General features: G+C 67.6%; 23 protein-coding genes. 12 read left to right on the top strand and 11 right to left on the bottom strand.

The genetic code is table 11. The annotated features are described in order from the left end of the window. The first annotated feature begins 123 nt into the window (after positions 1–123). The 4 genes from tpiA to ACR9FL_RS09680 all read left to right on the top strand — a co-directional run bounded on the left by tpiA (position 124) and on the right by ACR9FL_RS09680 (position 3,369). Positions 124–873 carry a triose-phosphate isomerase gene (tpiA, locus tag ACR9FL_RS09695; RefSeq protein WP_296173752.1) on the top strand — a complete coding sequence of 250 codons (750 nt, stop codon included), beginning with the start codon at positions 124–126 and terminating at the stop codon, positions 871–873. 106 nt (positions 874–979) lie between these two features. Beyond that, entirely contained in the window at positions 980–1,387 is a 408-nt protein-coding gene (secG, locus tag ACR9FL_RS09690; protein WP_436355464.1) for a preprotein translocase subunit SecG, read from the top strand. Between the two features lie 121 nt (positions 1,388–1,508). Further along, on the top strand, positions 1,509–3,161 hold the full coding sequence (locus ACR9FL_RS09685; RefSeq protein WP_436355463.1) for a CTP synthase: 1,653 nt from the start codon (positions 1,509–1,511) through the stop codon (positions 3,159–3,161). A 79-nt stretch (positions 3,162–3,240) separates the two neighbouring features. Then, a complete protein-coding gene (locus tag ACR9FL_RS09680) occupies positions 3,241–3,369 on the top strand; it encodes a hypothetical protein (protein WP_436355462.1) in 129 nt (42 codons plus the stop codon). Between the two features lie 50 nt (positions 3,370–3,419). Here the strand turns inward: ACR9FL_RS09680 and ACR9FL_RS09675 are convergent, their stop codons facing one another. Genes ACR9FL_RS09675 through ACR9FL_RS09660 form a run of 4 tightly spaced genes read right to left on the bottom strand, consistent with a single transcriptional unit; the run spans position 3,420 to position 7,013 of the window. After that, positions 3,420–3,908, bottom strand: coding sequence for a DUF411 domain-containing protein (locus ACR9FL_RS09675; protein WP_436355461.1), 489 nt, complete (start codon positions 3,906–3,908; stop codon positions 3,420–3,422). 2 nt (positions 3,909–3,910) lie between these two features. Then, positions 3,911–4,108: a heavy-metal-associated domain-containing protein gene (locus tag ACR9FL_RS09670; protein WP_296177930.1), complete on the bottom strand. Its 198-nt coding sequence runs from the start codon at positions 4,106–4,108 to the stop codon at positions 3,911–3,913. Continuing rightward, on the bottom strand, positions 4,105–4,533 hold the full coding sequence (gene cueR, locus ACR9FL_RS09665; RefSeq protein ID WP_436355460.1) for a Cu(I)-responsive transcriptional regulator: 429 nt from the start codon (positions 4,531–4,533) through the stop codon (positions 4,105–4,107). The genes ACR9FL_RS09670 and cueR overlap by 4 nt, the downstream gene beginning before the upstream one ends. After that, positions 4,530–7,013 (bottom strand): heavy metal translocating P-type ATPase, encoded by a 2,484-nt coding sequence (locus ACR9FL_RS09660; RefSeq protein WP_436355459.1) that lies wholly within the window; start codon positions 7,011–7,013, stop codon positions 4,530–4,532. The genes cueR and ACR9FL_RS09660 overlap by 4 nt, the downstream gene beginning before the upstream one ends. 136 nt (positions 7,014–7,149) lie before the next feature. Between ACR9FL_RS09660 and copC the strand changes: the two genes are divergently transcribed. Beyond that, positions 7,150–7,509 (top strand): copper homeostasis periplasmic binding protein CopC, encoded by a 360-nt coding sequence (gene copC / locus ACR9FL_RS09655; protein ID WP_296177933.1) that lies wholly within the window; start codon positions 7,150–7,152, stop codon positions 7,507–7,509. Positions 7,510–7,526: 17 nt separating this feature from the next. Beyond that, entirely contained in the window at positions 7,527–8,411 is an 885-nt protein-coding gene (copD, locus tag ACR9FL_RS09650; protein ID WP_436355458.1) for a copper homeostasis membrane protein CopD, read from the top strand. 21 nt (positions 8,412–8,432) lie between these two features. Here the strand turns inward: copD and ACR9FL_RS09645 are convergent, their stop codons facing one another. After that, positions 8,433–9,164 (bottom strand): PepSY domain-containing protein, encoded by a 732-nt coding sequence (locus ACR9FL_RS09645; RefSeq protein ID WP_436355457.1) that lies wholly within the window; start codon positions 9,162–9,164, stop codon positions 8,433–8,435. A 139-nt stretch (positions 9,165–9,303) separates the two neighbouring features. Between ACR9FL_RS09645 and ACR9FL_RS09640 the strand changes: the two genes are divergently transcribed. The 6 genes from ACR9FL_RS09640 (at position 9,304) to ACR9FL_RS09615 (ending at position 15,111) form a co-directional block, all read left to right on the top strand. Further along, positions 9,304–9,585, top strand: a complete 282-nt coding sequence (locus tag ACR9FL_RS09640; protein ID WP_296177937.1) for a hypothetical protein — start codon at positions 9,304–9,306, stop codon at positions 9,583–9,585. Continuing rightward, positions 9,582–10,022 carry a Spy/CpxP family protein refolding chaperone gene (locus ACR9FL_RS09635; RefSeq protein ID WP_296177938.1) on the top strand — a complete coding sequence of 147 codons (441 nt, stop codon included), beginning with the start codon at positions 9,582–9,584 and terminating at the stop codon, positions 10,020–10,022. Before ACR9FL_RS09640 ends, ACR9FL_RS09635 begins: the two co-directional genes overlap by 4 nt. 73 nt (positions 10,023–10,095) lie before the next feature. Further along, positions 10,096–10,590 carry an RNA polymerase sigma factor gene (locus ACR9FL_RS09630; protein ID WP_436355456.1) on the top strand — a complete coding sequence of 165 codons (495 nt, stop codon included), beginning with the start codon at positions 10,096–10,098 and terminating at the stop codon, positions 10,588–10,590. 153 nt (positions 10,591–10,743) lie between these two features. Then, a complete protein-coding gene (locus tag ACR9FL_RS09625; RefSeq protein WP_436355455.1) occupies positions 10,744–12,522 on the top strand; it encodes a copper resistance system multicopper oxidase in 1,779 nt (592 codons plus the stop codon). Continuing rightward, positions 12,519–14,012, top strand: a complete 1,494-nt coding sequence (locus ACR9FL_RS09620; RefSeq protein WP_436355454.1) for a copper resistance protein B — start codon at positions 12,519–12,521, stop codon at positions 14,010–14,012. Before ACR9FL_RS09625 ends, ACR9FL_RS09620 begins: the two co-directional genes overlap by 4 nt. A gap of 127 nt (positions 14,013–14,139) precedes the next feature. Next, positions 14,140–15,111: a hypothetical protein gene (locus tag ACR9FL_RS09615; protein ID WP_296174068.1), complete on the top strand. Its 972-nt coding sequence runs from the start codon at positions 14,140–14,142 to the stop codon at positions 15,109–15,111. A gap of 11 nt (positions 15,112–15,122) precedes the next feature. Here the strand turns inward: ACR9FL_RS09615 and ACR9FL_RS09610 are convergent, their stop codons facing one another. From ACR9FL_RS09610 to ACR9FL_RS09585, 6 genes are read right to left on the bottom strand one after another with little or no spacing between them, the layout of a single operon-like run. Beyond that, positions 15,123–16,004, bottom strand: a complete 882-nt coding sequence (locus tag ACR9FL_RS09610) for an RDD family protein (RefSeq protein ID WP_296174070.1) — start codon at positions 16,002–16,004, stop codon at positions 15,123–15,125. Further along, positions 15,994–17,007 carry a stage II sporulation protein M gene (locus ACR9FL_RS09605; protein WP_436355453.1) on the bottom strand — a complete coding sequence of 338 codons (1,014 nt, stop codon included), beginning with the start codon at positions 17,005–17,007 and terminating at the stop codon, positions 15,994–15,996. The genes ACR9FL_RS09610 and ACR9FL_RS09605 overlap by 11 nt, the downstream gene beginning before the upstream one ends. Further along, on the bottom strand, positions 17,004–18,320 hold the full coding sequence (locus tag ACR9FL_RS09600; RefSeq protein ID WP_436355452.1) for a DUF58 domain-containing protein: 1,317 nt from the start codon (positions 18,318–18,320) through the stop codon (positions 17,004–17,006). Before ACR9FL_RS09600 ends, ACR9FL_RS09605 begins: the two co-directional genes overlap by 4 nt. Further along, the gene (locus tag ACR9FL_RS09595) at positions 18,317–19,273 is read right to left on the bottom strand and encodes an AAA family ATPase (RefSeq protein ID WP_436355451.1); all 957 of its coding nucleotides are present in this window, start codon (positions 19,271–19,273) and stop codon (positions 18,317–18,319) included. The genes ACR9FL_RS09600 and ACR9FL_RS09595 overlap by 4 nt, the downstream gene beginning before the upstream one ends. Further along, positions 19,260–20,486 (bottom strand): DUF4350 domain-containing protein, encoded by a 1,227-nt coding sequence (locus ACR9FL_RS09590; protein ID WP_436355450.1) that lies wholly within the window; start codon positions 20,484–20,486, stop codon positions 19,260–19,262. The genes ACR9FL_RS09595 and ACR9FL_RS09590 overlap by 14 nt, the downstream gene beginning before the upstream one ends. After that, positions 20,483–20,722, bottom strand: a complete 240-nt coding sequence (locus tag ACR9FL_RS09585; protein ID WP_436355449.1) for a DUF4129 domain-containing protein — start codon at positions 20,720–20,722, stop codon at positions 20,483–20,485. Before ACR9FL_RS09585 ends, ACR9FL_RS09590 begins: the two co-directional genes overlap by 4 nt. Positions 20,723–20,736: the final 14 nt, after the last annotated feature.

The raw sequence follows: 20,736 nt of genomic DNA, 5'->3' as shown, positions 1-20,736 counted from the left end.
AACCTGACGAGGGCCGGCGTCAAAGGGGCGCCACGGTCGCGTATAGGGGCAGTCCCTAGGGCGCCGCAAGCGGACGCGCCTCAACATCTTGGCTTCCGCGACAACGGCGCCTAAACAGGCCGCATGAAACAATCTGTGAAGCTGGTCGCCGGCAATTGGAAAATGAACGGTCTGGGCGCGAGCCTGGGCGAGGCTGAAGTCTTGGCGAAAGCCCTGCAGGAACAGGCTGCGGCTTGTCGTGTGGCCCTGTGCCCGCCCGCGACTCTGCTCGACCGGATGGCGCGTATTGTGACCGGCACCTCCGTCGAGCTGGGCGGACAGGACTGCCACGCCGAAGCTTCGGGCGCTTTCACCGGATCGGTGTCCGCCGCCATGGTCGCCGACGCTGGCGCGACCCTGGTGATTCTCGGTCACTCGGAGCGCCGCGCCGGTTTTGGTGAGACCGACGCCGACGTCGCCGCCAAGGTCGAGGCCGCGCTAGCTGCTGGTCTGGAGCCGATAATCTGCATCGGCGAGACCTTGGCCGAACGTGAGGCCGGCCAGGCGGTCGAGGTCGTCAGCCGTCAGGTGGCCGGTTCGCTGCCGTCGTCGCTATCTGGCAAGGCCTTCGCCGTCGCCTATGAGCCGGTCTGGGCCATCGGCACCGGCCTGACGCCGACGCTGGAACAGATCGAGGAAGTCCATGCGGCTGTGCGCGCGGCCATGATCGCCAAACTGGGCGAGGGCGGTCGCGCCGCGCCGATCCTCTACGGCGGCTCGGTCAAGCCGTCGAACGCGGCGGAGATCCTGGCCGTGGCCGAGGTCGGCGGCGCTCTCGTCGGCGGCGCTTCGCTGAAGGCCGAGGATTTCCTGGGCATTATCCGCGCGGTCTAGGCCCAGGATTTAGCACCTCTATTCGTTCGGCGTTTGCCCCGGTCCCGCATCGGTGTTAGACGCCGCCGCTTGATCGGCGCATCTGCGCGCCCACATGATTGACACCATGCTCCAGACCATCTTGCTCGTCGCCATGATCCTGATCTCGGTCGCCCTGACGGCCGTGATCCTGCTGCAACGCTCCGAGGGCGGCGCCTTGGGCATGGGCGGAGGCCCGTCGGGCTTCATGACCGCGCGCGGCGCGGGCAACCTGCTGACGCGGGCCACGTCGATCCTGGCGATCGCCTTCTTCATCTGCGCCATCAGCCTGACCATCGCCGGCAACTTCGCTCGCGGTTCGCGTTCGGTGATCGACGCCGACGCCGTGGGCGCGATCGCGGTGGGCAATGAACAACAGGCGGCTCCGGCCGAGCAACCGGCCCCGACGCCGGCCGCCCCGGCGGCGCCCTCGCTGGACGACCTGGAAGCCAGCCTCCCGGCCGCTTCGGCCCCGGCGTCCGCACCGGCGCAATAGGCCGCCGACAGATACGAAATCCCCGAAAGCGCGCCGCAGGGCGCGCTTTCTTCTTTTGTTCAACAGTTGTTTTGCGTCGGGCCATGCTCCCGCCGCGAATCATGGAGTAAGGTGTCCGCCCATGGCTCGCTATGTGTTCATCACCGGCGGCGTGGTTTCCTCGCTAGGAAAAGGCCTCGCCTCCGCCGCTCTCGGCGCTCTCTTGCAGGCCCGAGGTTACAAGGTCCGTCTGCGCAAGCTGGACCCTTATCTGAACGTCGATCCGGGGACGATGAGCCCCTATCAGCACGGCGAGGTCTTCGTGACCGACGACGGCGCCGAGACCGACCTCGATCTGGGCCACTATGAGCGCTTCACCGGCGTCTCGGCGGCCAAGTCGGACAACGTCACGACCGGGCGCATCTATTCGACCATCCTGGAGAAGGAACGTCGCGGCGACTATCTGGGCGCGACCGTTCAGGTGATTCCGCACGTCACCGACCAGATCAAGCAGTTCTGCCTCAGCCCGGCCAAGACCGATGACGGCGAGGACGTGGACTTCGTTCTGGTCGAGATCGGCGGCACCGTCGGCGACATCGAGGGTCTGCCCTTCTTCGAGGCTATCCGCCAGTTGGGCCAGGACCTTCCGCGCGGCCAGTCCTGCTTCGTCCACCTGACCCTGCTGCCCTTCATCAAGACGGCCGGAGAGATGAAGACCAAGCCGACGCAGCACTCGGTCAAGGAGCTGCGCTCCATTGGCATCCAGCCCGACATCCTGCTGTGCCGCTGTGAACAGCCGATCCCGGCTGAGGAAAAGCGCAAGATCGGCCAGTTCTGCAACGTGCGCGAAAGCGGCGTGATCCAGGCGATGGACTCGGCAGACATCTACGCCGTCCCGCTGGACTATCATCGCGAAGGCCTGGACAGCGAAGTCCTGGCCCACTTCGGCATCACCGACGCGCCGCAGCCTGACCTGACCGGCTGGGAAGAGATCGTGCGCCGTCGCCTGCATCCCGATGGCGAAGTCACCATCGCCGTGGTCGGCAAGTATACGGTCCTGAAGGACGCCTATAAGTCCCTGATCGAGGCCCTGCATCACGGCGGCGTGGCCAACAACGTCAAGGTCAACATCGACTGGGTCGAGGCCGACACCTTTGAGGGCGATCCTGAGGCTTGTGAGACTCGTCTGGCGGGCGCCCATGCGGTTCTGGTCCCCGGCGGCTTCGGCGAGCGTGGAGCCGAGGGCAAGATCGAGGCGGCGCGCTTCGCCCGCGAACGCAAGATCCCTTACTTCGGCATCTGCTTCGGCATGCAGATGGCGGTGATCGAGGCGGCGCGGAATCTGGCTGGATTCCCCAAGGCGACCTCGACCGAGTTCGGCCCTGCGGACGAACCCGTCGTCGGCCTGATGACCGAATGGACCCAGGGCAACCAGCGCGTTCTGCGTCAGCAGGGCGGCGATCTGGGCGGCACCATGCGTCTTGGCGCCTATGACTCCACGCTGAAGGCGGGATCGAAGATCGCCGACATCTACGGCTCCACCGAGATCAGCGAGCGTCACCGTCACCGCTACGAGGTGAACATCAACTATCGCGACGCGATCGAGGAGAAGGCCGGCCTGGTCTTCGCTGGTCTGTCGCCTGACGGCGTCCTGCCCGAGACGGTCGAGCGCCCTGACCACCCCTGGTTTATCGGCGTTCAATATCACCCAGAGCTGAAGAGCCGTCCGTTCAAGCCGCACCCGCTGTTCGCCAGCTTCATCGGCGCCGCCGTGGTGCAAAGCCGCCTCGTCTAGGGCAGCTGTTCACGCACGGTTGTTGCAGCGTTCATCCGGTATTGTGCCATTATGGGTCGCAAACACTGGATGAACGAAGATGGCGGGTGAAATTCTCTATTTCCTGCATCGGCATTTCAAGGCCGTACTGGTTCTTGGAATGATTGCGAGTCTGGGCGGCGTGTGGGCCGCAGCCAAGGTCGTGGCGCGCCTGTTTCACGCTGCTTGAATCAAAACCCCTGGCGGATGCGCTCCGCCAGGGGTTTTCTAGTTTTTGTTCTACCGTCGAACCGGATTGGCGCCCTCGAAGGTCATGAAGCGTGCGGGGGCACCGTTGCCGAAACGCATGACGTCGTAGCGTTCGGGGGCGTAGCCGGGGGCCTCCATGCCGGGCGAGCCGGTCGGCATTCCGGGCACGCCGAGACCGCGTGCGGCGGCCGGCGCCTTCAGGAAGGCGTCGACGGCGGCGGCGGGGACGTGGCCCTCGATCACCTTGCCGTTGACGACAGCCGTGTGGCAGCCCCACAGGGATTCCGGCACGCCGAGACGCACCTTTACCGGGGCCAGATCATCGGTCGGGACGACGCGGATGGCGTAGCCGGCCTTGCGCATATGCTCGACCCAGCCGCCGCAGCAGCCGCAGGAATCGCTCTTGTAGACGGTCATGTCGGCGGCCTGGGCCACGGTCGGCAGGCCGTTGAGCAGGAAGCCCGCGCCGCCGAGGAGGACGGCGCCGAAGGCGAGAGTGGCGATCTTCATCCTGTTCATGATCAGGCGGCCTCGGCGGGATAGCCGGCGGCGTCCAGCGCCGTCACCAGGGCCTGACGGTCGGCCTGGGTCGTGACCTCGACGCGGCGGGCCTCGATGTCGGCGACGACCTGGGCCGAGGCGTCGACCGAGTGGATGGCTTTCTCGACGGAGGCGACGCAACCGCCGCAGCGGATCTTGGGAATGGTCAGGGCGATCATTGGGCTACTCCTTGGGAAACAGGGGAAACGGCGTCGGGCGAACCCGCCAGGTCGGACAGGATCGGGCAGTCAGGCCGGTCGTCGCCGGCGCAGCAGCGAGACAGGTCGCGCAGGGCGTCGGCCATGGCCTGCATCTCCTTGATGCGGGCGTCGAGGTCGGCGACGTGCTTTTCGGCCATGGCCTTCACCTCGCGGCTGGGCCGGTTGTGATCGCGCCACAGCGACAGCAGGCGGGCGATCTCCTCGACCGAAAAGCCCAGGCTGCGGGCGCGGCGGATGAAGCGCAGGTCGTTCAGATCGCGCTCGTTGAAGTCACGGTAATTGCTCTCGGTCCGCTCCGAGGGCCGGATCAGGCCGACGGATTCGTAGTAGCGGATCATCTTGGCCGAGACGCCGGTGGCGAGAGAGGCCTTGCCGATGTTCATCGGGCGGCTCCTTCGATGTGAGGTTTGAAAGCGCGCAGGCGCAGGGCGTTCAGCACCACGCTGACGCTGGACAGGGCCATGGCCCCCGCCGCCAGCATGGGCGACAGCATGTAGCCGAAGGCCGGGTAGAGGACGCCCGCCGCGACCGGGATCAGCAGGACGTTGTAGCCGAAGGCCCAGGCCAGGTTCTGGCGGATGTTGGTCATGGTGGCGCGCGACAGGCCGATGGCGCTGACGGCGCCGCGCAGGTCGCCGCCGGTCAGGACCACGTCGGCGCTTTCGATGGCCACGTCGGCGCCGCCGCCGACCGCCAGGCCGACATCGGCGGAGGCCAGGGCCGGGGCGTCGTTGACCCCGTCGCCGACGAAGGCGATGCGGCGGCCGCCGGCCTTCAGGGCGTTGATGGCGGCGACCTTGCCGTCGGGCATGACCTCGGCGTGGACCTCGTCGATGCCCAGCAGGCGGGCGACGGCCTCGGCGGTGCGGCGGTTGTCGCCGGTGATCATGGCCACCTTCAGCCCCAGGCCGTGCATGGCCTGGATGGCGGCGGCCGTGGTCGGCTTGATCGGGTCGGCCACGGCGATGATGGCGGCCAGTTGGCCGTCGATGGCGGCATAGAGGGGCGTCTTGCCCTCGTCCCCCAGGCGGGCGGCGTCCTCGGCGAAGGCGGCGACGTCGTGGCCCAGCTCGGCCATGTAGCGGTCGGCGCCGACCTCGATGCGGCGGCCCGCGACGACGCCCGCGACGCCCTTGCCGGGCACGGAGGCGAAGTCTTCGGGGCGGGCGACGCTGAGGCCGCGCGCGGCGGCGGCCTCGACCAGGGCGCGGGCCACGGGGTGTTCCGACTGGCCCTCGACGGCGGCAACCAGGGCCAGGACGTCATCCTCGGCGAAGCCTTCGGCCACGCTCAGGTCGGTCAGCTCGGGACGGCCGGCGGTCAGGGTGCCGGTCTTGTCGAAGGCGATGACCTCGACCCCTTGCAGGGCTTGCAGGGCCTCGCCCTTGCGGAACAGGACGCCCAGCTCGGCGGCGCGGCCCACGCCGACCATGATGGAGGTCGGCGTGGCCAGACCCATGGCGCAGGGGCAGGCGATGATCAGCACCGAGACGGCGGCGACCAGGGCCATGCCCAGAGCCGGATCGGGCGCGAACAGATACCAGACGGCAAAGGTCAGGACGGCCACGCCCATGACCACCGGCACGAACCAGCCGGTGATGCGATCCACCAGGGCCTGAATGGGCAGCTTGGCGCCCTGGGCGGCTTCGACCATCCGGACGATCTGGGCCAGCACGGTCTCGGCGCCGACCTGTTGCGCCTCGAAGCGGAAGGCGCCGGTGGTGTTCAGGGTGCCGCCGACGACCTTGGCGCCCGCGCTCTTCTCGACCGGGATGGGTTCGCCGGTCAGCATGGATTCGTCGAGGTAGGACGAGCCCTCGGTCACCACGCCGTCGACAGGGACGCGCTCGCCGGGACGGACGACGATGATGTCGCCGGCTTGAACAGTGTTGATCGACACGTCCTGCTCGACGCCGTCGCGCACGACGCGGGCGGTCTTGGCCTGCATCGACATCAGGCGGCGGATGGCCTGGCTGGTCTGGCCCTTGGCGCGGGCCTCGATCCAGCGTCCGACCAGGATCAGGGTGACGATGACGGCGGCGGCCTCGAAATAGACGTTGGCCGTGCCTTGCGGCAGCAGGGCGGGGGCGAAGGTGGCCACGGTCGAGAAAACCCAGGCCGCGCTGGCGCCTAGAACCACCAGGGAGTTCATGTCCGGCGCGCGGCGCAGCAGGGCGGGCACGCCCTTGCGGAAGAAGATCAGGCCCGGAACGAACAGGACGAAGCTGGCCAGGACGAAGCTGATCAGCCGCCAGTTCTGCGTGCCGATGGTCTGCTCCAGCCAGTGGTGCATGCCCGGCACGAAGTGCGAGCCCATCTCGAGGACGAAGAGGGGCAGGGTGGCGACCCCGGCGATCAGGACGGCGCGGCCCAGGTTGCGGATCTCGGCGGCGCGGGCGGCCTGTTCACGGTCGGCGGCGTCGAGGCCGGTCTGTTCCGGCTGCTCCAGCACATAGCCCGCCTGCTGCACGGCGGCGGCCAGGTCGCGGAAGGCGACGGCGCCCGGCAGGAAGCGGACGGTGGCGCGTTCGGTCGCCAGATTGACGCTGGCGCTCAGGACACCGGGCACGGCGGCCAGGGCTTTCTCCACGCGACCGACGCAGCTGGCGCAGGTCATTTCGCGGACCGGATAGACGACTTCTTCTTCCATCGGCTCATAGCCGGCGGTGCGGATGGCGGCGGCGACCGCAGCGGGACTTCCGCCGCCGTCCAGCACCACATGGGCGCGTTCGGTGGCCAGGTTGACGCTGGCCTCGGTGACGCCGGGCACGGCGCGGACGGCCTTCTCGACCCGGCCGACACAGCTGGCGCAGGTCATGCCGAGGACCGGCAGATCAAGGACTTTCAGGGAGGCGTCGGACATCGGCGGAGCCTTTCGTCGTTATTCAGCCTGATCCTTCTAATCCTTCCCATCATGGTAAGGTCAACAGCCCTTTTGCGAGGGGGGCAACGGGGCGGCGCGTAGGGGTTTGGAGACCTGAATTTTCAAGGAGAACCCCATGACCCTGTTTCGCCTTCTGCCCGCCGTGGCCGTCGCCACGGCCCTGATGCTGCCCGGCGTCGCCGCCGCCCATGCGCGTCTGGTCAGCTCGACCCCGGCGGCCGGTTCGACCGTCGCCTCGCCGCGTGTCCTCAGCCTGACCTTCAGCGAGAAGATGGCCCCCGCCTTCTCGACCTTCGAGGTCGTCAACGCCGCGGGCGTGAAGACCCCGGTGCGCACCACCGTCAGCGAGGACGGCAAGACCCTGAGCGCGCCCGTGGCCCGGCCCCTGGCGGCGGGCGCCTATGTGATCAACTGGCGGCTGGCCTCCAGCGACGGCCACCGCATGACGGGTTCCGTGCCCTTCACCGTGCGCTGAACGTGGAGGTCTGGCTGATGGGGCTGCGCGCGGCCCAGTACGCGGCGGCGGCCGTGGCCCTGGGGCTGCCCGCCTTCATGCTCTATGGCGGCCGCGTCTTCGGGGGGCAGCCGCCCCGCTGGGCGCGTCCGGCCCTGGGGGCAAGCGCGGCGGCTCTGGCCCTGCTGGCGACGGCGGCCCTGGCCTTGCAGACCGGGGTGATGGCCGGGGCGCTGGATCAGGCGCTGAACCCGGAGGCCCTGGGCTTTGTCGTCGGCGGCACGGCGCTGGGCGCGGCCTATGCGGTGCGGATCGCGGCGGGGCTCTTGTTGCTGCTGGCCGTTCTGACGTTGCGACCGGGACGCGGCCTGTGGCTGGTCAGTCTGTCCTTGGGTCTGGTCGTTGCGGCCAGCTTCGCCTGGACTGGCCACGGCGCGGCGACCGAGGGGCTGGGGCATGGCCTGCATCTGGCCTCGGACATCGCCCACGCCGTCACCGCCCTGATCTGGCTGGGCGCCGTCTTCTCCTTCGTGGCCATGGCGACGCGGCGGATCGAGACGGATGCGGCGGCGAAGACTGAGCTGGCGAGGGCGCTGGGCGGCTTTGCGCGGGTGGGGACGCTCTGCGTCGCCGTGCTGCTGGTGACGGGCCTGATCAACAGCTTTTATCTGGTCGGGATGGAGGGGGGCTTTAGCCTGAATGAAACGCCCTATGGCCGTCTGCTCGCGGTCAAGCTGGCGGCCTTTGCGGCCATGCTGGGGCTGGCGGCGCTGCACCGCTTCCGCTCGACCCCGACTTTGGAGCGGGGGCAGGGCGGTCTGGGCGGGCTGAGGCTCAGCCTCGGCGCCGAGCTGGCCCTGGGTCTTCTGATCCTGGCCCTGGTCGGGGCGATGGGGATGCTGGCGCCGCCGGCATCCCTCTAGGTTTTTCACAGCGCCGAGGCGTCAGGCCTTCTGGGCCAGCCTGCGGCGCGTGGCGCGATGAACCTTCCAGTCGCGCGACAGCTTGATCCACAGCAGGATGATGCCGGTGATCGCCACACCAAGGGTCAGGGCGGTGATGGCGATGAGGGTCGGATGGTTGAAGTTCTCGCCGGTCTTGAAGTCCAGAATGTGCAGCCGCCAGAAGAAGTAATAGAAGCGCCAGACGCCTGATCGCCGGGTCACGACCTCGCCGGTCTCGGGCGACAGATAGAAGGTCGTCCGCTCGGCGTCGTGGAAGTCGATGCGCCACAAGGGGCCGTCGCGCCCCGTCTCTTTGGGGGCCTGCTCCAGCAGCACCGCTGGCGAGGGCGCGGCTTCACCCTGATAGGCGGCGACGGCCAGGCGGGTGGCCTCATGAGCCGTCATGGCGCTGAACGGTCGTCCGGTGGCTGCCGAGACGACGACCGGCTTTCCCTCCAATGGGAACAGCACCCAGGCGGGGCCGCGCTGGGTCGTCTTCAGTTCGGCCCGGGTCGGAGGCACGCCGGACAGCTGCGCGATCTCGGACAGGGACAGGATCTGATCCAGCGGCAGGGGGGCGGGCGTCGATGTCTTGAGGCGATGCTCGCTGCGCACCGTTTCGATCGGAATGGCGGTCATCACCAGACCTCCGCCAACCCAGAACAGCACCTGAACGCCCACCACAAGGCCGACCCATTTGTGGATCTGGGTTGAATATCGCAGGACCTTCATCGCTTCCCCCAAGCTCAAGGCGTCGCGGCCAATCGACCGATCAAGACCTAATACGCCTATCGACGCGCGGCCCCTCATGCGCTTTCAAGGGGAGGGGCGTTCACCTGCGTATTAAGGGCGGGGCTGCGAGGATGGCAGAATGACGGACGATATCGAGCACAGGCTGGCGGCGCCGCTCTCCGCCGAGGAAATGGCGCGGCTGGCCGACCTCGAGGCTAGCGTGTGGCGGCGCATTGAACAGCGCCAGTCGCAGCGTCGTATGGGCCAGGTTCGTCTGGCTGTCATGGCCATGGCCCTGTTGGTCGGCGTGGCCAACGGCGGCGTGCTGGGTCAGGTGTTCAAGCCGCGTCCGTCGGACATCCAGATTTTCAGCGTCTCGGCGGGCCTGTCGCCGATGACCAGTTTCGAGGTCGGGGGATGAGCGCGAACTGGAAGTCGATCCTTATCACCGTGGTTCTGGCTGCTCTGGCCAGCGTCGCCGGCGCCTGGCTGGGCGCTGGTTGGATGATGAAGCAGCATGAAACGCCGGGGCTACACGAGATCGTGCACCGCAAACTGGACCTGAGCGCGGGGCAGGACGCGCAGTTGGACCAGATCGAGGCCCGTTTCGCCGCCCGTCGCCCGGCGCTGGAGGCCGAGGTCCGCGCCGCTAATCGCGAACTCGCCGAGGCCATCGCCGCCAGCAAGGGCGACAGCGCCGAAGTCCGCGCGGCCGTGGATCATTTCCACGACGCCATGGGCGCCTTGCAGAAGGCGACCATCGCCCACGTCTTTGAAATGCGCTCGGTGCTGACGCCGGACCAGGCGCAAGTCTTTGACAAGGAAATCGCCGGTGCTCTGACGCAAGAGTCTCGGTAAGATCGAGGTGACGGCAGAGGATACAGACGAGGCGCGGGCTGCGCGGGGCGATCGCGCTGCCTTTTCCGCTCTCATGTCCGCCACGAGGGGCGACCTCTACCGCTTCATTCGTCGCTATGTCGGGGATGCGGACGAGGCGCACGATCTGTTGCAGGAAACCTATGCCTCAGCCTGGCTGGCCATCCGGCGCTATGACCCGGCGCGGTCGTTTACGGCCTGGCTACGTTTCATCGCCGTCAACAAGTGTCGGGACTGGGGCCGCAAGCGCACTGTTCGGCGCTTCATCCGTGGTGTCATGAGGCTGGACGCGCCGGAGGCCATGGCCGTGGGCGTTGATGCGCCCGAGCCTGAAGCCGGCATCGACGACAGGCGCCGCATGGCGGAACTGGATCGCGCACTGGCCGACCTGCCGGACAATCTGAAGGCGCCGCTGCTGCTGGCCACGCTGGAGGGACGCTCGCATGCTGAAATCGCCGAGGTCCTCGGGATCACGCCCAAGGCGGTCGAGACGCGCGTCGCCCGTGCTCGACAGAAGCTGAGTCTGGCCGTCACGCGCGGCCTCGTTTGAAGTGCAGGCTGGTCGAGCGCCGGGCTTGGGCCCATGCTGCGACGCCCTGACGCAAGACAGGCGCGAGGGGCGACGCCGTTTCCCGCGTAAGCCCTGTCAGACCCCTTGCACGCCTGGCTTTTGACGGGCGCGAACTTTTTGAGACCTGACTTCATGGCGCTGACATCTCTGGACCGTCGAACCTTGCTGCGCGGCGCCGCCCTGGGGGGCGGCATGCTCGGCCTTCAAGGCCTGCTGCCCTCCTGGGCGCAAACCGGATCGCCCGGCCTGCGGGCGGATATGCCGACGCTGACGGGGCCGAACATCGACTTGACGGTGGGTCATTCGAACTTCACCGTCGGCGGGCGCACGGGCCACGCCTTCACCGTCAACGGCCTGTTGCCCGCGCCCCTGCTGCGGATGCGCGAAGGCCAGAACGTGCGTCTGTCGGTGACCAACACCCTGGACGAGGACACTTCGATCCACTGGCATGGCCTGCTGCTGCCCTTCCAGATGGACGGCGTGCCGGGCGTCAGCTTCCCCGGCATCAAGCCGCGCGAGACCTTTGTCTATGAGTTCCCGCTGAAGCAGTCGGGCACCTACTGGTATCACAGCCATTCGGGCCTGCAGGAGGCCATGGGCCACTATGGCCCCATCGTCATCGACCCGGCGGGCGTCGATCCGGTTGGCTATGATCGTGAGCACGTTCTGGTCCTGTCGGACTGGAGCTTCATGCATCCGCACGAAATCCTGGCCAAGCTGAAGAAGAGCCCCGGCTACTTCAACATGCAGAAGACCACGCTGGCCGGGCTGCTGGACGGGTCGGACGGCATGGATCTGGCCGAGCGCCGGATGTGGGGCGGGATGCGCATGGACCCGCGCGATATCCTGGACGTCAACGGCACGACCTATACCTATCTGATCAACGGCCACGGTCCGCAGGAGAACTGGACCGGCCTGTTCCGTCCCGGCGAGCGGGTGCGTCTGCGCGTCATCAACGCCTCTGCCATGTCGATCTTCAACGTCCGCATTCCGGGTCTGGTCATGACGGTGGTTCAGGCTGACGGCGAGCACGTCCGCCCGGTGGAGGTGGACGAGTTCCAGATTTCGGTCGCCGAGACCTATGACGTCATCGTCCGCCCGGTCGAGGACCGCGCCTACACCATCGTCTCCGAAGCCATCGACCGCTCGGGCATGGGCCGCGCCACCCTGGCCCCGCGTCTGGGCATGACGGCGGAGGTGCCGCCGCTGCGCAAGGTGCCCAACCTGACCATGACCGACATGGGCATGGGGGGGATGGACCATGGCTCGATGGCCGGGATGGACCACTCGGCGCATGGAGCTGTCGCTGGAACTGCAGCCGCAGCCGCAGCGCCGATGAACCATGGCGGCATGAGCATGCGCGATCCGAACAACGCCCCCGCCGACATGGCCGTCGGCGTCGGCGTGGACGCCATCGCGCCCGCGCCCGCCAACCGTCTGGGCGACCGCCCGCAGGGGCTTCAGGACGTCGATCACCGGGTGCTGGTCTATACCGACCTGCGCTCGCTGACGCCGAATACGGACACCCGCGCCCCGTCGCGTTCGATGGAAATCCATCTGACCGGCAATATGGAACGCTTCATGTGGGGCTTCGACGGCCGCAAGTTCTCGGAGCTGGTCGAGCCGATCCGGTTCGAGCTGAACGAGCGGGTGCGCGTGACCCTGGTCAACGACACCATGATGGCTCACCCGATCCACCTGCACGGCCACTTCTTCGAGCTGGTCAACGGCCACGACGGCCATCAGCCGCTGAAGCACACGGTCAATGTGGCGCCGGGATCGAAAGTCACTTTCGACCTGACCGCCAATGCGCCCGGCGACTGGGCCTTCCACTGCCACCTGCTGATGCACATGCACGCGGGGATGTTCAACGTCGTCACGGTTCGTCCGCTGGAAGGAGCCGCCCGATGAGCCGCGCCCTGTTCGCCGCTGTCGCGGTTCTGCCTCTGATGCTGGCCGCCGGTTCCGCCGTCGCCCAGAGCCATGGGGGGCATGCCGGTCATGGCGCCCACGCCGCGCCCGCCCGTCCCGCGCAGGCCCGGCCGAGGCCCGCGCCCAGGCCCCGCGTCGCCGCGCCTCGCCCCCGGCCTGTCGCGCCGGCCGCCCCGGCGGCTGCGGCGGACCCCCACGCCGGCCACGACATGAGCGGGATGCAGGCGGCTCCGGCTCAGACGCCCGCCGCTGATCCGCACGCGGGTCACGACATGGGGACCACGACGGCGCCGCCGACGGAGCAGCCGACGACCAAGACCTACACCTGTCCTAAGTGCGCAGGTCAGACGTCGGACGGCGCTCACGCCGGTCACGACATGGACTGCATAAAGAAGGCTCCGGCCGAAGTGCCCGCTGTCGATCCCCATGCGGGCCACGACATGAGCGGCCATGCCGGACATGGCGCCCAGGCGGTGCCGGTCGATCCTCATGCCGGTCACGCCATGAGCGCGGCTCCTGCGACGGCAGCAGACCCGCACGCCGGTCATGACATGAGCGGGATGCAGATGGCTCCGGCTCAGACGCCAGCCGCCGACCCCCACGCGGGTCACAACATGGCGACGCCCCAGACTGATCCCCACGCCGGGCACGATATGTCGGCCATGACGGTCGGCGCGCCCAATATCCCGACCAGCGTGGACGCCGTCGGCGGGCGCATGGTCGAGACGCCTCCGCCCGCTGCCGCCCGCGCCGCGCCCGCCCATGCGGCGGACCTTTTGTTCGATCCGGCCGTCATGGCGGCGTCGCGCAAGCAGCTGCTGGTCGAGAACGGCGACGTGCGCACCACCGCCGTCCTGATCGACTCGATCGAGGCCGGGTTCGACGACGGCGAGAAGAGCTATAGCTGGAACGCCCAGGGCTGGACCGGCGGCGACATCAACCGCTTCTGGTGGAAGACCGAGGGCGAGGGCGCGTTCGACGGCAAGCTGCACGACGCCGAGGTCCAGGCCCTCTACAGCCGCGCCGTCGCGCCCTTCTGGGATGTGCAGGCGGGCGTGCGCCAGGACTTCCGTCCCGACGGCGACGACACGACTCATCTGACGGTCGGGGTGCAGGGCGTCGCGCCCTACTGGTTCGAGATGAGCGCCGCCGCCTTCCTGTCGACCGAGGGCGACCTGACCGCCCGCGCCGAGGCGGAATACGACCAGCGCATCACCCAGAAATGGATCCTGCAACCGGCGATCGAAGTGGCCCTGTCGGCCAGCGACATTCCCGAGCTGGAGATCGGTTCGGGTCTGACCTCGATTACGGCGGGGCTGCGGCTGCGCTATGAAATCCGCAAGGAGTTCGCCCCCTATGTCGGGGTCGAGTGGAGCCGTTCGTTCGGCGACACCGCCGACTACGCCAGGGCGCGCGGCGACGATGTTGACGCGACGCGTCTGGTCGTCGGCATCAAGGCCTGGTTCTGACGCGATGACATGAGCGGCCGCCGCCCGCTCATGTTCTCTGATTGCGTGATGGGCGCCGCGAAGGTGCTGGCGAACCGCGGTTGACGGCTCTAGGCTCTGTGGGTGTGACGCGAGCAAGGAGGGGCCCATGCGCGGACAGGTGCTGACGTTTGACAGCGGAACGGACGAAGGGGCGATCGCCGGCGACGACGGCGCTCGCTATCGCTTCGCTGGCGCGGACGTTCAATCTTCATCATCGCCGCTGGAGCCGGGGCAGAGGGTCGACTTCGTTGCGGGCGAGGATCGCCAGGCGACGGAAATCTTCGTCATGCGCCCGGTGATGCCGGATCGGGACCAGAACGCCACGGGCGCTCGGCGCGGGCAGTTCGATCTGGGGCGGGTGATCCAGCGAACTTTCACCAGCATCAGTCAGAATGCAGTGGTCTTCTTTGGCGCAGCGGCGCTCTTGGTCGGCGTGCCCAGCGTTCTGGCGGCTTTTGGACAGGGCGACATGCTGACGACGGCGTCCGGCTCATCTTTCCTGTTTGTCGCCTTTGGAACCGTCCTCTACCTCGTCGGCCTCTATATTCTGCAAGGCGTGGTGGTGAAGGCGGCCGTCAACGGCTTCCACGGCAAGACCACTTCGTTCGACAGCGCGCTCGGCGTCGGCATTCAGATGTTCCTGCCCTTGCTGGGCCTGGGAATCGTGGCGGGCTTGGGAATGATACTGGGCTACTTCCTTCTGATCGTGCCCGGCGTGATGTTGACGGTCCTGTGGTCCGTGGCGGCTCCGGCCGTCGTGGTCGAGAAGCGAGGCATCATGGAGGGCCTGCAACGCAGTCGCGATCTGACACGTGGCTATCGCTGGCCGGTCTTCGGTCTTCTGGTGATCTACCTGGTGCTGAGCTGGATTGTCGGCGGAGCGATTGGCGGCTTGAATCTCGCGTTGGGCGGTAGCTTTGACGCCAGCCCCAATCTCAGCCTCAACCTGATCACAACGCCGATCGTGAACGTCCTGTCGGGCGTTGTGGCCTCGGCGGGGGTCGCGTCCCTCTACTACGAGTTGCGGACCGCCAAGGAAGGCGCCGGCCCTGAGGATCTGGCCTCGATCTTTGACTGATCCGGTGGCGATCAGACGTCGTGCTTGTCGCGGCGTCTGACGCCCATCAATAGCTTTTCCTCCAGCCGGCCGCGCAAGGCCGCGTAGTAGGCGCTGAGGAAATCGCTGTCGCTTTGAAGCGGATCGCGGGTCCAGCCGATCTTGGTCGCGATGCGGTCTGCCACAGCGCGTTTCGTCTTGCGGTCGCCTTGGCGCAGGACCGATTCCAGAACATGCAGTTCCTTGGCGCCATAGGCGTCGATCTGGGCCGGCGTGAAGTCGTAGGCGGTCCGACGGGGCGCGCCGTCGTCCGCCATGTCGCGGGTCAGTTTGCGGCGTGGCGTCCGCACGACCCAGGTGCCGCCGACCAGATCGCCCAGGCGCAACCGGTCCTTGTTGAACAGAGGGAAGAAGACGAAAATTCCCGCCCAGACGAAGCCCAGAAGATACATCCAGCTGTCCACACCGCCCTCGCCGGCGCGGGCGAACAGAACCGACATGGGCAGGAAGACCTCCAATTCGCGCATGGCGTTGCGGGCGAAGACGGATTCGGCCCTCAGCCGCCCGCCGTCGCGTGAGGCGACGCGCAGCCCCATGATCCGCTTGCCCGGCGTTGCGGCGGCTGCCGACAGCTCGAACGCCGTGAAGTAGAAGTTTCGCAGCAGGAAGAAGACGACCAGCCAGAGCACGGCGATCATCTCGGCGCCGGCCCGGCCCGCCGCACCGATCGCGCCGATGCCGGTGAAGATGATGACCAGGGTGAAGACGACCAGGACGGCGATGATGATGGCCGCGTCCAGCATGAAGGCGGCGGCCCTCTGTCCCGCATCGCCGATGTTCAGGCGCAGATCGACGCCTTCCGGGGTGATGAAGGCGCGCTCGGTCGAGCTGGAGCGGATGGGCTCAACGGACATGAGGGGCCTCGCGACGGCGGGCATAGAAGTAGAGGCCCCACACCACGGCGGTTGCGGCCGCCACGGCGTAGCGCGCGCCTGTGTCGACGATCAATTGTCGACCGAAGCCTTCCAGAAGGCCGGCCAGCAGCAGCATGACCACGACCCCGCCCATAACGGTCCCTGCCGTTCGTCCGGCCTCGACGGCGGCGTCCAGGCGCCGTTTCTGGCCAGGGAAGGCTACAGACCAGCCGATGCGCAGACCAGCGGCGCCGGCCAGGATGACCGCGAACAGTTCAGTCACGCCGTGGATCAAAAGCCAGCCGCCCAGCTCGACGCCCAGGCCTCGACTAGCGAACAGGGCGAAGAAGGCTCCCAGGGTGGCCCCGTTGTAGAGAACCAGGAGAGCAGTCGGCAGGCACAGGGCGAAGCCTAGTGCGAAGGCCAGCAATGCGACCTGGGCGTTATGGGTGAACAGGAAGGCGGCGAAGACCGACAGGCCGTCCGCGTCATCCGTGCCGTCCAGCGTGGCGCGCAGCGACGCCGTCGAAGCGGTTGGATCGCGACCGCCGCCCAGATCGCTGGGCACAAAGGCGTAGAACCACTCGGGCTCATGGATCACCAGCCAGCAGGCGACAACCGCCCCCAGAGCCATCAAAGCCGCCGCAATCAGGGTCTCGCGCCAGATCCCCTGAACCGCCTTGGGCCAATCGTGGCGGAAGAAGGATGTCAGTCGGTCCTGCAGGGTGGCCCGTGAACCATAGACAAAGAAGTAGGCGCGGGCGGCGAGGGTCTCCAGATAGTCGATCAGGCCCTGGTCCAGCGAGGTCTCGCGCGCCACCGAAAGAGCCGACAGGGTCGAGCGGTACAGCACCGGAACCGCCAGGATTTCGGCGTCGGTCAGCTTGGCGGCGGAGCCCTTTTCAGCCTTGTCCATCAGCCGTTCCAGACGACGCCAGTCGTCTTCGCGCGCCTGACGGAAGCGCTGGCTTTTCAACAGGCCGGACGGTGGGGCTTCGGTCACAGCAGATCCCTCCGCTTCAGGTCCAGGTAAGCGTTGACGACTTCAGGCCCGACGCGGTCCGCTGGGGCGTCGACGATGTGGGCGCCCATGCGGCGCAGTCGCCCCAGGACGGTCTCGCGCTCGCGCAGCAGGGTCCCGGCCACAACGGCTCTGGCGACGTCTTCGGCGGTCTCAGGCGCGGCGGCGGCCAGGCTTTCCAACTCATCGTCGCGCAGGACGACGAAGAGGGCCAGGTGGCGTTTCAGCATGGGAGACAGGGCTTCCAGCATCAACTCGGCGGCAGTCGGATCGGTGAAGTCGGTGAAGACGACGATCAGGGAGCGACGTTTCAACTGGCCCGACAGGGTGGCCAGAGCGAGGGTGTAGTTGGTCTCGTGCGCCGAGTAGTCGATACGGCCCGCCACGGCTTGCAGGGTGCGGAAGGCGTCCACGCCGCCCAGGGCGCCGGTCGAGACGCGGGGGCGGGAATCAAAGGCGAAGAGGCCGGCACGGTCGCCGCCTCGCAGACAGGCATAGGACAGCAGCAGGCCGGCATGGATGAAGCGGTCTATGCGCGGCATCCCGCCGACGGGCTCGCAGGCTGCGCGACCGCAGTCCAGGGCCATGATGACGTTGTGGTTGCGCTCGGTGCGGAACTCCTTGGCCATCAGGGCTGAGTGCCGGGCCGACTGTTTCCAGTCTATGGCGCGACGATCCATGCCCGGCTGATAGTCGCGTAGGGCCTGAAACTCGGAGCCCTCGCCGATTTCGAGCTGGGTCTTGGTCCCGAACTCGGCGTCTCGCGCGAACAGGCGCACGGCCTCATCGCGCACCCATTGCAGGTCGGTCAGCACCGGCGCGGGCAGGTTCAGGCTGAACACCTTCTGCTTCCAGGCCAGCCCCATCGGCCCGCGCCAACGGACCCATAGCTCGTCCAGGCTGGCGGCGCCTCTGCGCGTGGGGGTGAAAGGGAAGGCGACGGCGACGCTGTTCTCCACGACCTCGGCGCGACGCGGGACGTGATCGAGACCCAGTCGGTCCTCTCCTGACAGGGCCGCCTCCACCTGACGCGGGGCGCGTCCGGTCGACGTGAAGCGGATCGTCAGCCCCGCCAGGCCTGGGCGTCCGACGGCTGCGCGCACGGGCTCAGGTTCGTTCAGTTGCAGCCCGGCGCGCGATCCCGCCATGAGGGCGTCCAGGGCGACCATCAGCATCAGTCCGGCGATCCAGACCGGACCCGCCAGCCATCCGGCGGGTGTCAGAACGCCCGCCAGCAGGGCGACTGGCGCGCCTGCCGCCATGACGATCACCGCGCGTCGGCTGGGATAGATCACCGGGGGGCCGCCACCTGATCCACCAGGCCGGCCAGGACCTGTTCGACGCGTCTGCCCTCGATCTCGGCGGCTGGAGACAGAACCAGACGGTGGCGCAGGGCCGGAATCGCCAGCGCCTTCACATCGTCCGGAATGACGTAGTCGCGGCCGTCCAGCGCCGCGCGGGCGCGGGCGGCGACGGCCAGCATGGCCCCCGCGCGGGGCGAGGCCCCGGTTTCGACATCCGCCGAATCCCGCGTGGCCCGCACCAGGCCGGCGACATAGGCGACCACTTCGTCAGTCAACCGCACCTTCGCGACCGTATCCACGGCGGCATTGATCGTCGCGCTCTCGGCCACGACCGCGACGCCCAGGGCGACGGGGTCCATCTGCCCGGTGCGCGAGCCGTGGGCGGCGATGATGGCCTGTTCCTGTTCTAGCGTCGGATAGTCCAACACGTGTTTGAACAGGAAACGATCCAACTGGGCCTCGGGTAGGGGATAGGTGCCCTGTTGCTCGATCGGGTTCTGGGTCGCGACGACGGTGAAGCGGGGACTCAGCGCATGGGCCTGACCGTCGATGGTGATCTGGCGTTCCTGCATGGCTTCCAGCAGAGCCGCCTGGGTCTTCGGCGGGGTCCGGTTGATCTCGTCCGCCAGCAGCAGCTCGCAGAAGATCGGTCCATGCGTCAGGGTGAAGCTGGACGTCTGGAAGTTGAACAGGTTGGAGCCGATGATGTCGCCGGGCATCAGGTCAGGCGTGAACTGGATGCGGCCGTAGTCCAGGCCGACGGCCTGGGCGAAGCTCTGGGCCAACAGGGTCTTGGCGGTTCCCGGCGGCCCTTCCAGCAGGACGTGGCCGCCCGCGAACAGAGCGGTCAGCAACAGGTCCACGGCGCCGTCCTGGCCCACGACGGCCTTGGCGATCTCGGCGCGGATGCGCTCGGCGATCGTTTTCACCTCATTGACGTCCACGGGTCAGCTCCTGGTTCCATCGGTATAGGGCGCCGGCGACCCGCATCAGGTCGCCGGCAGTCTTGGCCGCCCGAGCCTGTTCGGCCAGGCTTGAGTAGGTATCGGCGGCGCCGTTCGTTCGCCCGACGCGATCGAGGAAGGCGTCCAGTGATGCGTCGCTCAGGTGTCGAGGCGCGCCGATCGCGCGCGCTACGGCGGCGCGGACCAGAAGCGCGTAGGGCGCGGCCATATGATGCTCGCGCCGCGCCAGCCGCACCAGTCCAGCGGTGTTGTCGGCCAGGCCGCGCTTACCCAGGGCTATGATGCGGCCAGTCTCGCGCGCCGGGCCAAAACGGATGATCGCCTGGAAGCCGACAAACACCGCCAAAGCGGCGAGGACCAGGGTCATGCCCAGGAGCGGCGGCTCCAGCATCAGGCGCAACAGGTTGCGGCTTCGCTTCAAGCCATGAAGGGTGAGGTCGAAGATCACAGGCGAGGTCTGCGCCCGTGCGATGTCGATCAGCGCCACGCCCGTTTTAGCGCCCGCCAGGGACTTTAACCCCTGAGTGTTGATCAGGTCGGGATCGGCCAGAACATAGGTGCGCAGTTCCTTGTGCATGACCAGCACCGGATGATTTTGATCATCAACCACGACCGGAATCCATTGCGGGCCGGACAGGGTGCGCAGGCCTTCAACCTGGACCGGAGCGCCAAAGGGCGTGCCGGAGGGGCGGCGCAGGTCGACCGTGGCCGGTCCCTTGCGTACGATCAGCTCAGAGTTCTTGCGCAGCGCATCGGGAAGGAGGGCGAGCGTTGCGTTAGGAGGCAGGGCGCCGATTGTTCGGACCCAGCCCGGATGCTTGGCGTCAGGGATAGCCTGCCATTTGGGCAGGACGATCAGGATGGCGCCGTCGTGTCGGATATCCTCGATCTCGTCCGATTGGGTGTCTGCCTTGGGCGTGAGCACCAGAAGACTGTCGATCGCTTCCTCGGTCAGAACGCCACGGTTCATCATCACCGGCACGCCAAGATTGCGCAGAAGATTAGGTAGAGCTCCGTAGCCCGTGGCGGCGCGCGACAGTGCGTGTTCGCCGCCGTTGTTTCCTGACTTCAGTTCCGGCGCATAGGCCGACAGCAGCCCCAGGCCCGCAAAGCAGACCACCCCGACCAGTATGGCGACGATCATGGCGGCGGGCGAAAAGGCCCCGCCGGTGGCTTTCGCAGAGCGGCTCATGCGCGCCAGCCTTCGGGCAGGGCGAAGGCTTCGTAGGCCTGGCGGCAATCAGCGAAGTCGGGCGCGCCGACGGCGTCGCCGCCGAACAGGCTGCGCTCGACGACGGCGCCGATCAGGGTGAAGGCGGGGCGCGCCGCGTCGGGCACGGCTTTCAGCGAAGCGATTTCGCGCGTGGTCAGTGAGACGCGGACGGCGCGGGGTTGTCGCTTCTCGATGTCCTGGACGCTGCGCAGCAACAGCAGGTGGGCCG

The organism is Brevundimonas sp. CEF1 (assembly GCF_051353055.1).
Classification (GTDB): Bacteria; Pseudomonadota; Alphaproteobacteria; order Caulobacterales; family Caulobacteraceae; genus Brevundimonas.
This window is presented reverse-complemented; position numbering and strand designations above follow the sequence as displayed.

Bases quoted from the DNA above. Each gene is read 5' to 3' on its own strand.
- tpiA (WP_296173752.1), top strand. From the start codon at position 124: ATGAAACAATCTGTGAAGCTGGTCGCCGGCAATTGGAAAATGAACGGT.
- secG (WP_436355464.1), top strand. From the start codon at position 980: ATGCTCCAGACCATCTTGCTCGTCGCCATGATCCTGATCTCGGTCGCC.
- ACR9FL_RS09685 (WP_436355463.1), top strand. From the start codon at position 1,509: ATGGCTCGCTATGTGTTCATCACCGGCGGCGTGGTTTCCTCGCTAGGA.
- ACR9FL_RS09680 (WP_436355462.1), top strand. From the start codon at position 3,241: ATGGCGGGTGAAATTCTCTATTTCCTGCATCGGCATTTCAAGGCCGTA.
- ACR9FL_RS09675 (WP_436355461.1), bottom strand. From the start codon at position 3,908: ATGAACAGGATGAAGATCGCCACTCTCGCCTTCGGCGCCGTCCTCCTC.
- ACR9FL_RS09670 (WP_296177930.1), bottom strand. From the start codon at position 4,108: ATGATCGCCCTGACCATTCCCAAGATCCGCTGCGGCGGTTGCGTCGCC.
- cueR (WP_436355460.1), bottom strand. From the start codon at position 4,533: ATGAACATCGGCAAGGCCTCTCTCGCCACCGGCGTCTCGGCCAAGATG.
- ACR9FL_RS09660 (WP_436355459.1), bottom strand. From the start codon at position 7,013: ATGTCCGACGCCTCCCTGAAAGTCCTTGATCTGCCGGTCCTCGGCATG.
- copC (WP_296177933.1), top strand. From the start codon at position 7,150: ATGACCCTGTTTCGCCTTCTGCCCGCCGTGGCCGTCGCCACGGCCCTG.
- copD (WP_436355458.1), top strand. From the start codon at position 7,527: ATGGGGCTGCGCGCGGCCCAGTACGCGGCGGCGGCCGTGGCCCTGGGG.
- ACR9FL_RS09645 (WP_436355457.1), bottom strand. From the start codon at position 9,164: ATGAAGGTCCTGCGATATTCAACCCAGATCCACAAATGGGTCGGCCTT.
- ACR9FL_RS09640 (WP_296177937.1), top strand. From the start codon at position 9,304: ATGACGGACGATATCGAGCACAGGCTGGCGGCGCCGCTCTCCGCCGAG.
- ACR9FL_RS09635 (WP_296177938.1), top strand. From the start codon at position 9,582: ATGAGCGCGAACTGGAAGTCGATCCTTATCACCGTGGTTCTGGCTGCT.
- ACR9FL_RS09630 (WP_436355456.1), top strand. From the start codon at position 10,096: ATGTCCGCCACGAGGGGCGACCTCTACCGCTTCATTCGTCGCTATGTC.
- ACR9FL_RS09625 (WP_436355455.1), top strand. From the start codon at position 10,744: ATGGCGCTGACATCTCTGGACCGTCGAACCTTGCTGCGCGGCGCCGCC.
- ACR9FL_RS09620 (WP_436355454.1), top strand. From the start codon at position 12,519: ATGAGCCGCGCCCTGTTCGCCGCTGTCGCGGTTCTGCCTCTGATGCTG.
- ACR9FL_RS09615 (WP_296174068.1), top strand. From the start codon at position 14,140: ATGCGCGGACAGGTGCTGACGTTTGACAGCGGAACGGACGAAGGGGCG.
- ACR9FL_RS09610 (WP_296174070.1), bottom strand. From the start codon at position 16,004: ATGTCCGTTGAGCCCATCCGCTCCAGCTCGACCGAGCGCGCCTTCATC.
- ACR9FL_RS09590 (WP_436355450.1), bottom strand. From the start codon at position 20,486: ATGAGCCGCTCTGCGAAAGCCACCGGCGGGGCCTTTTCGCCCGCCGCC.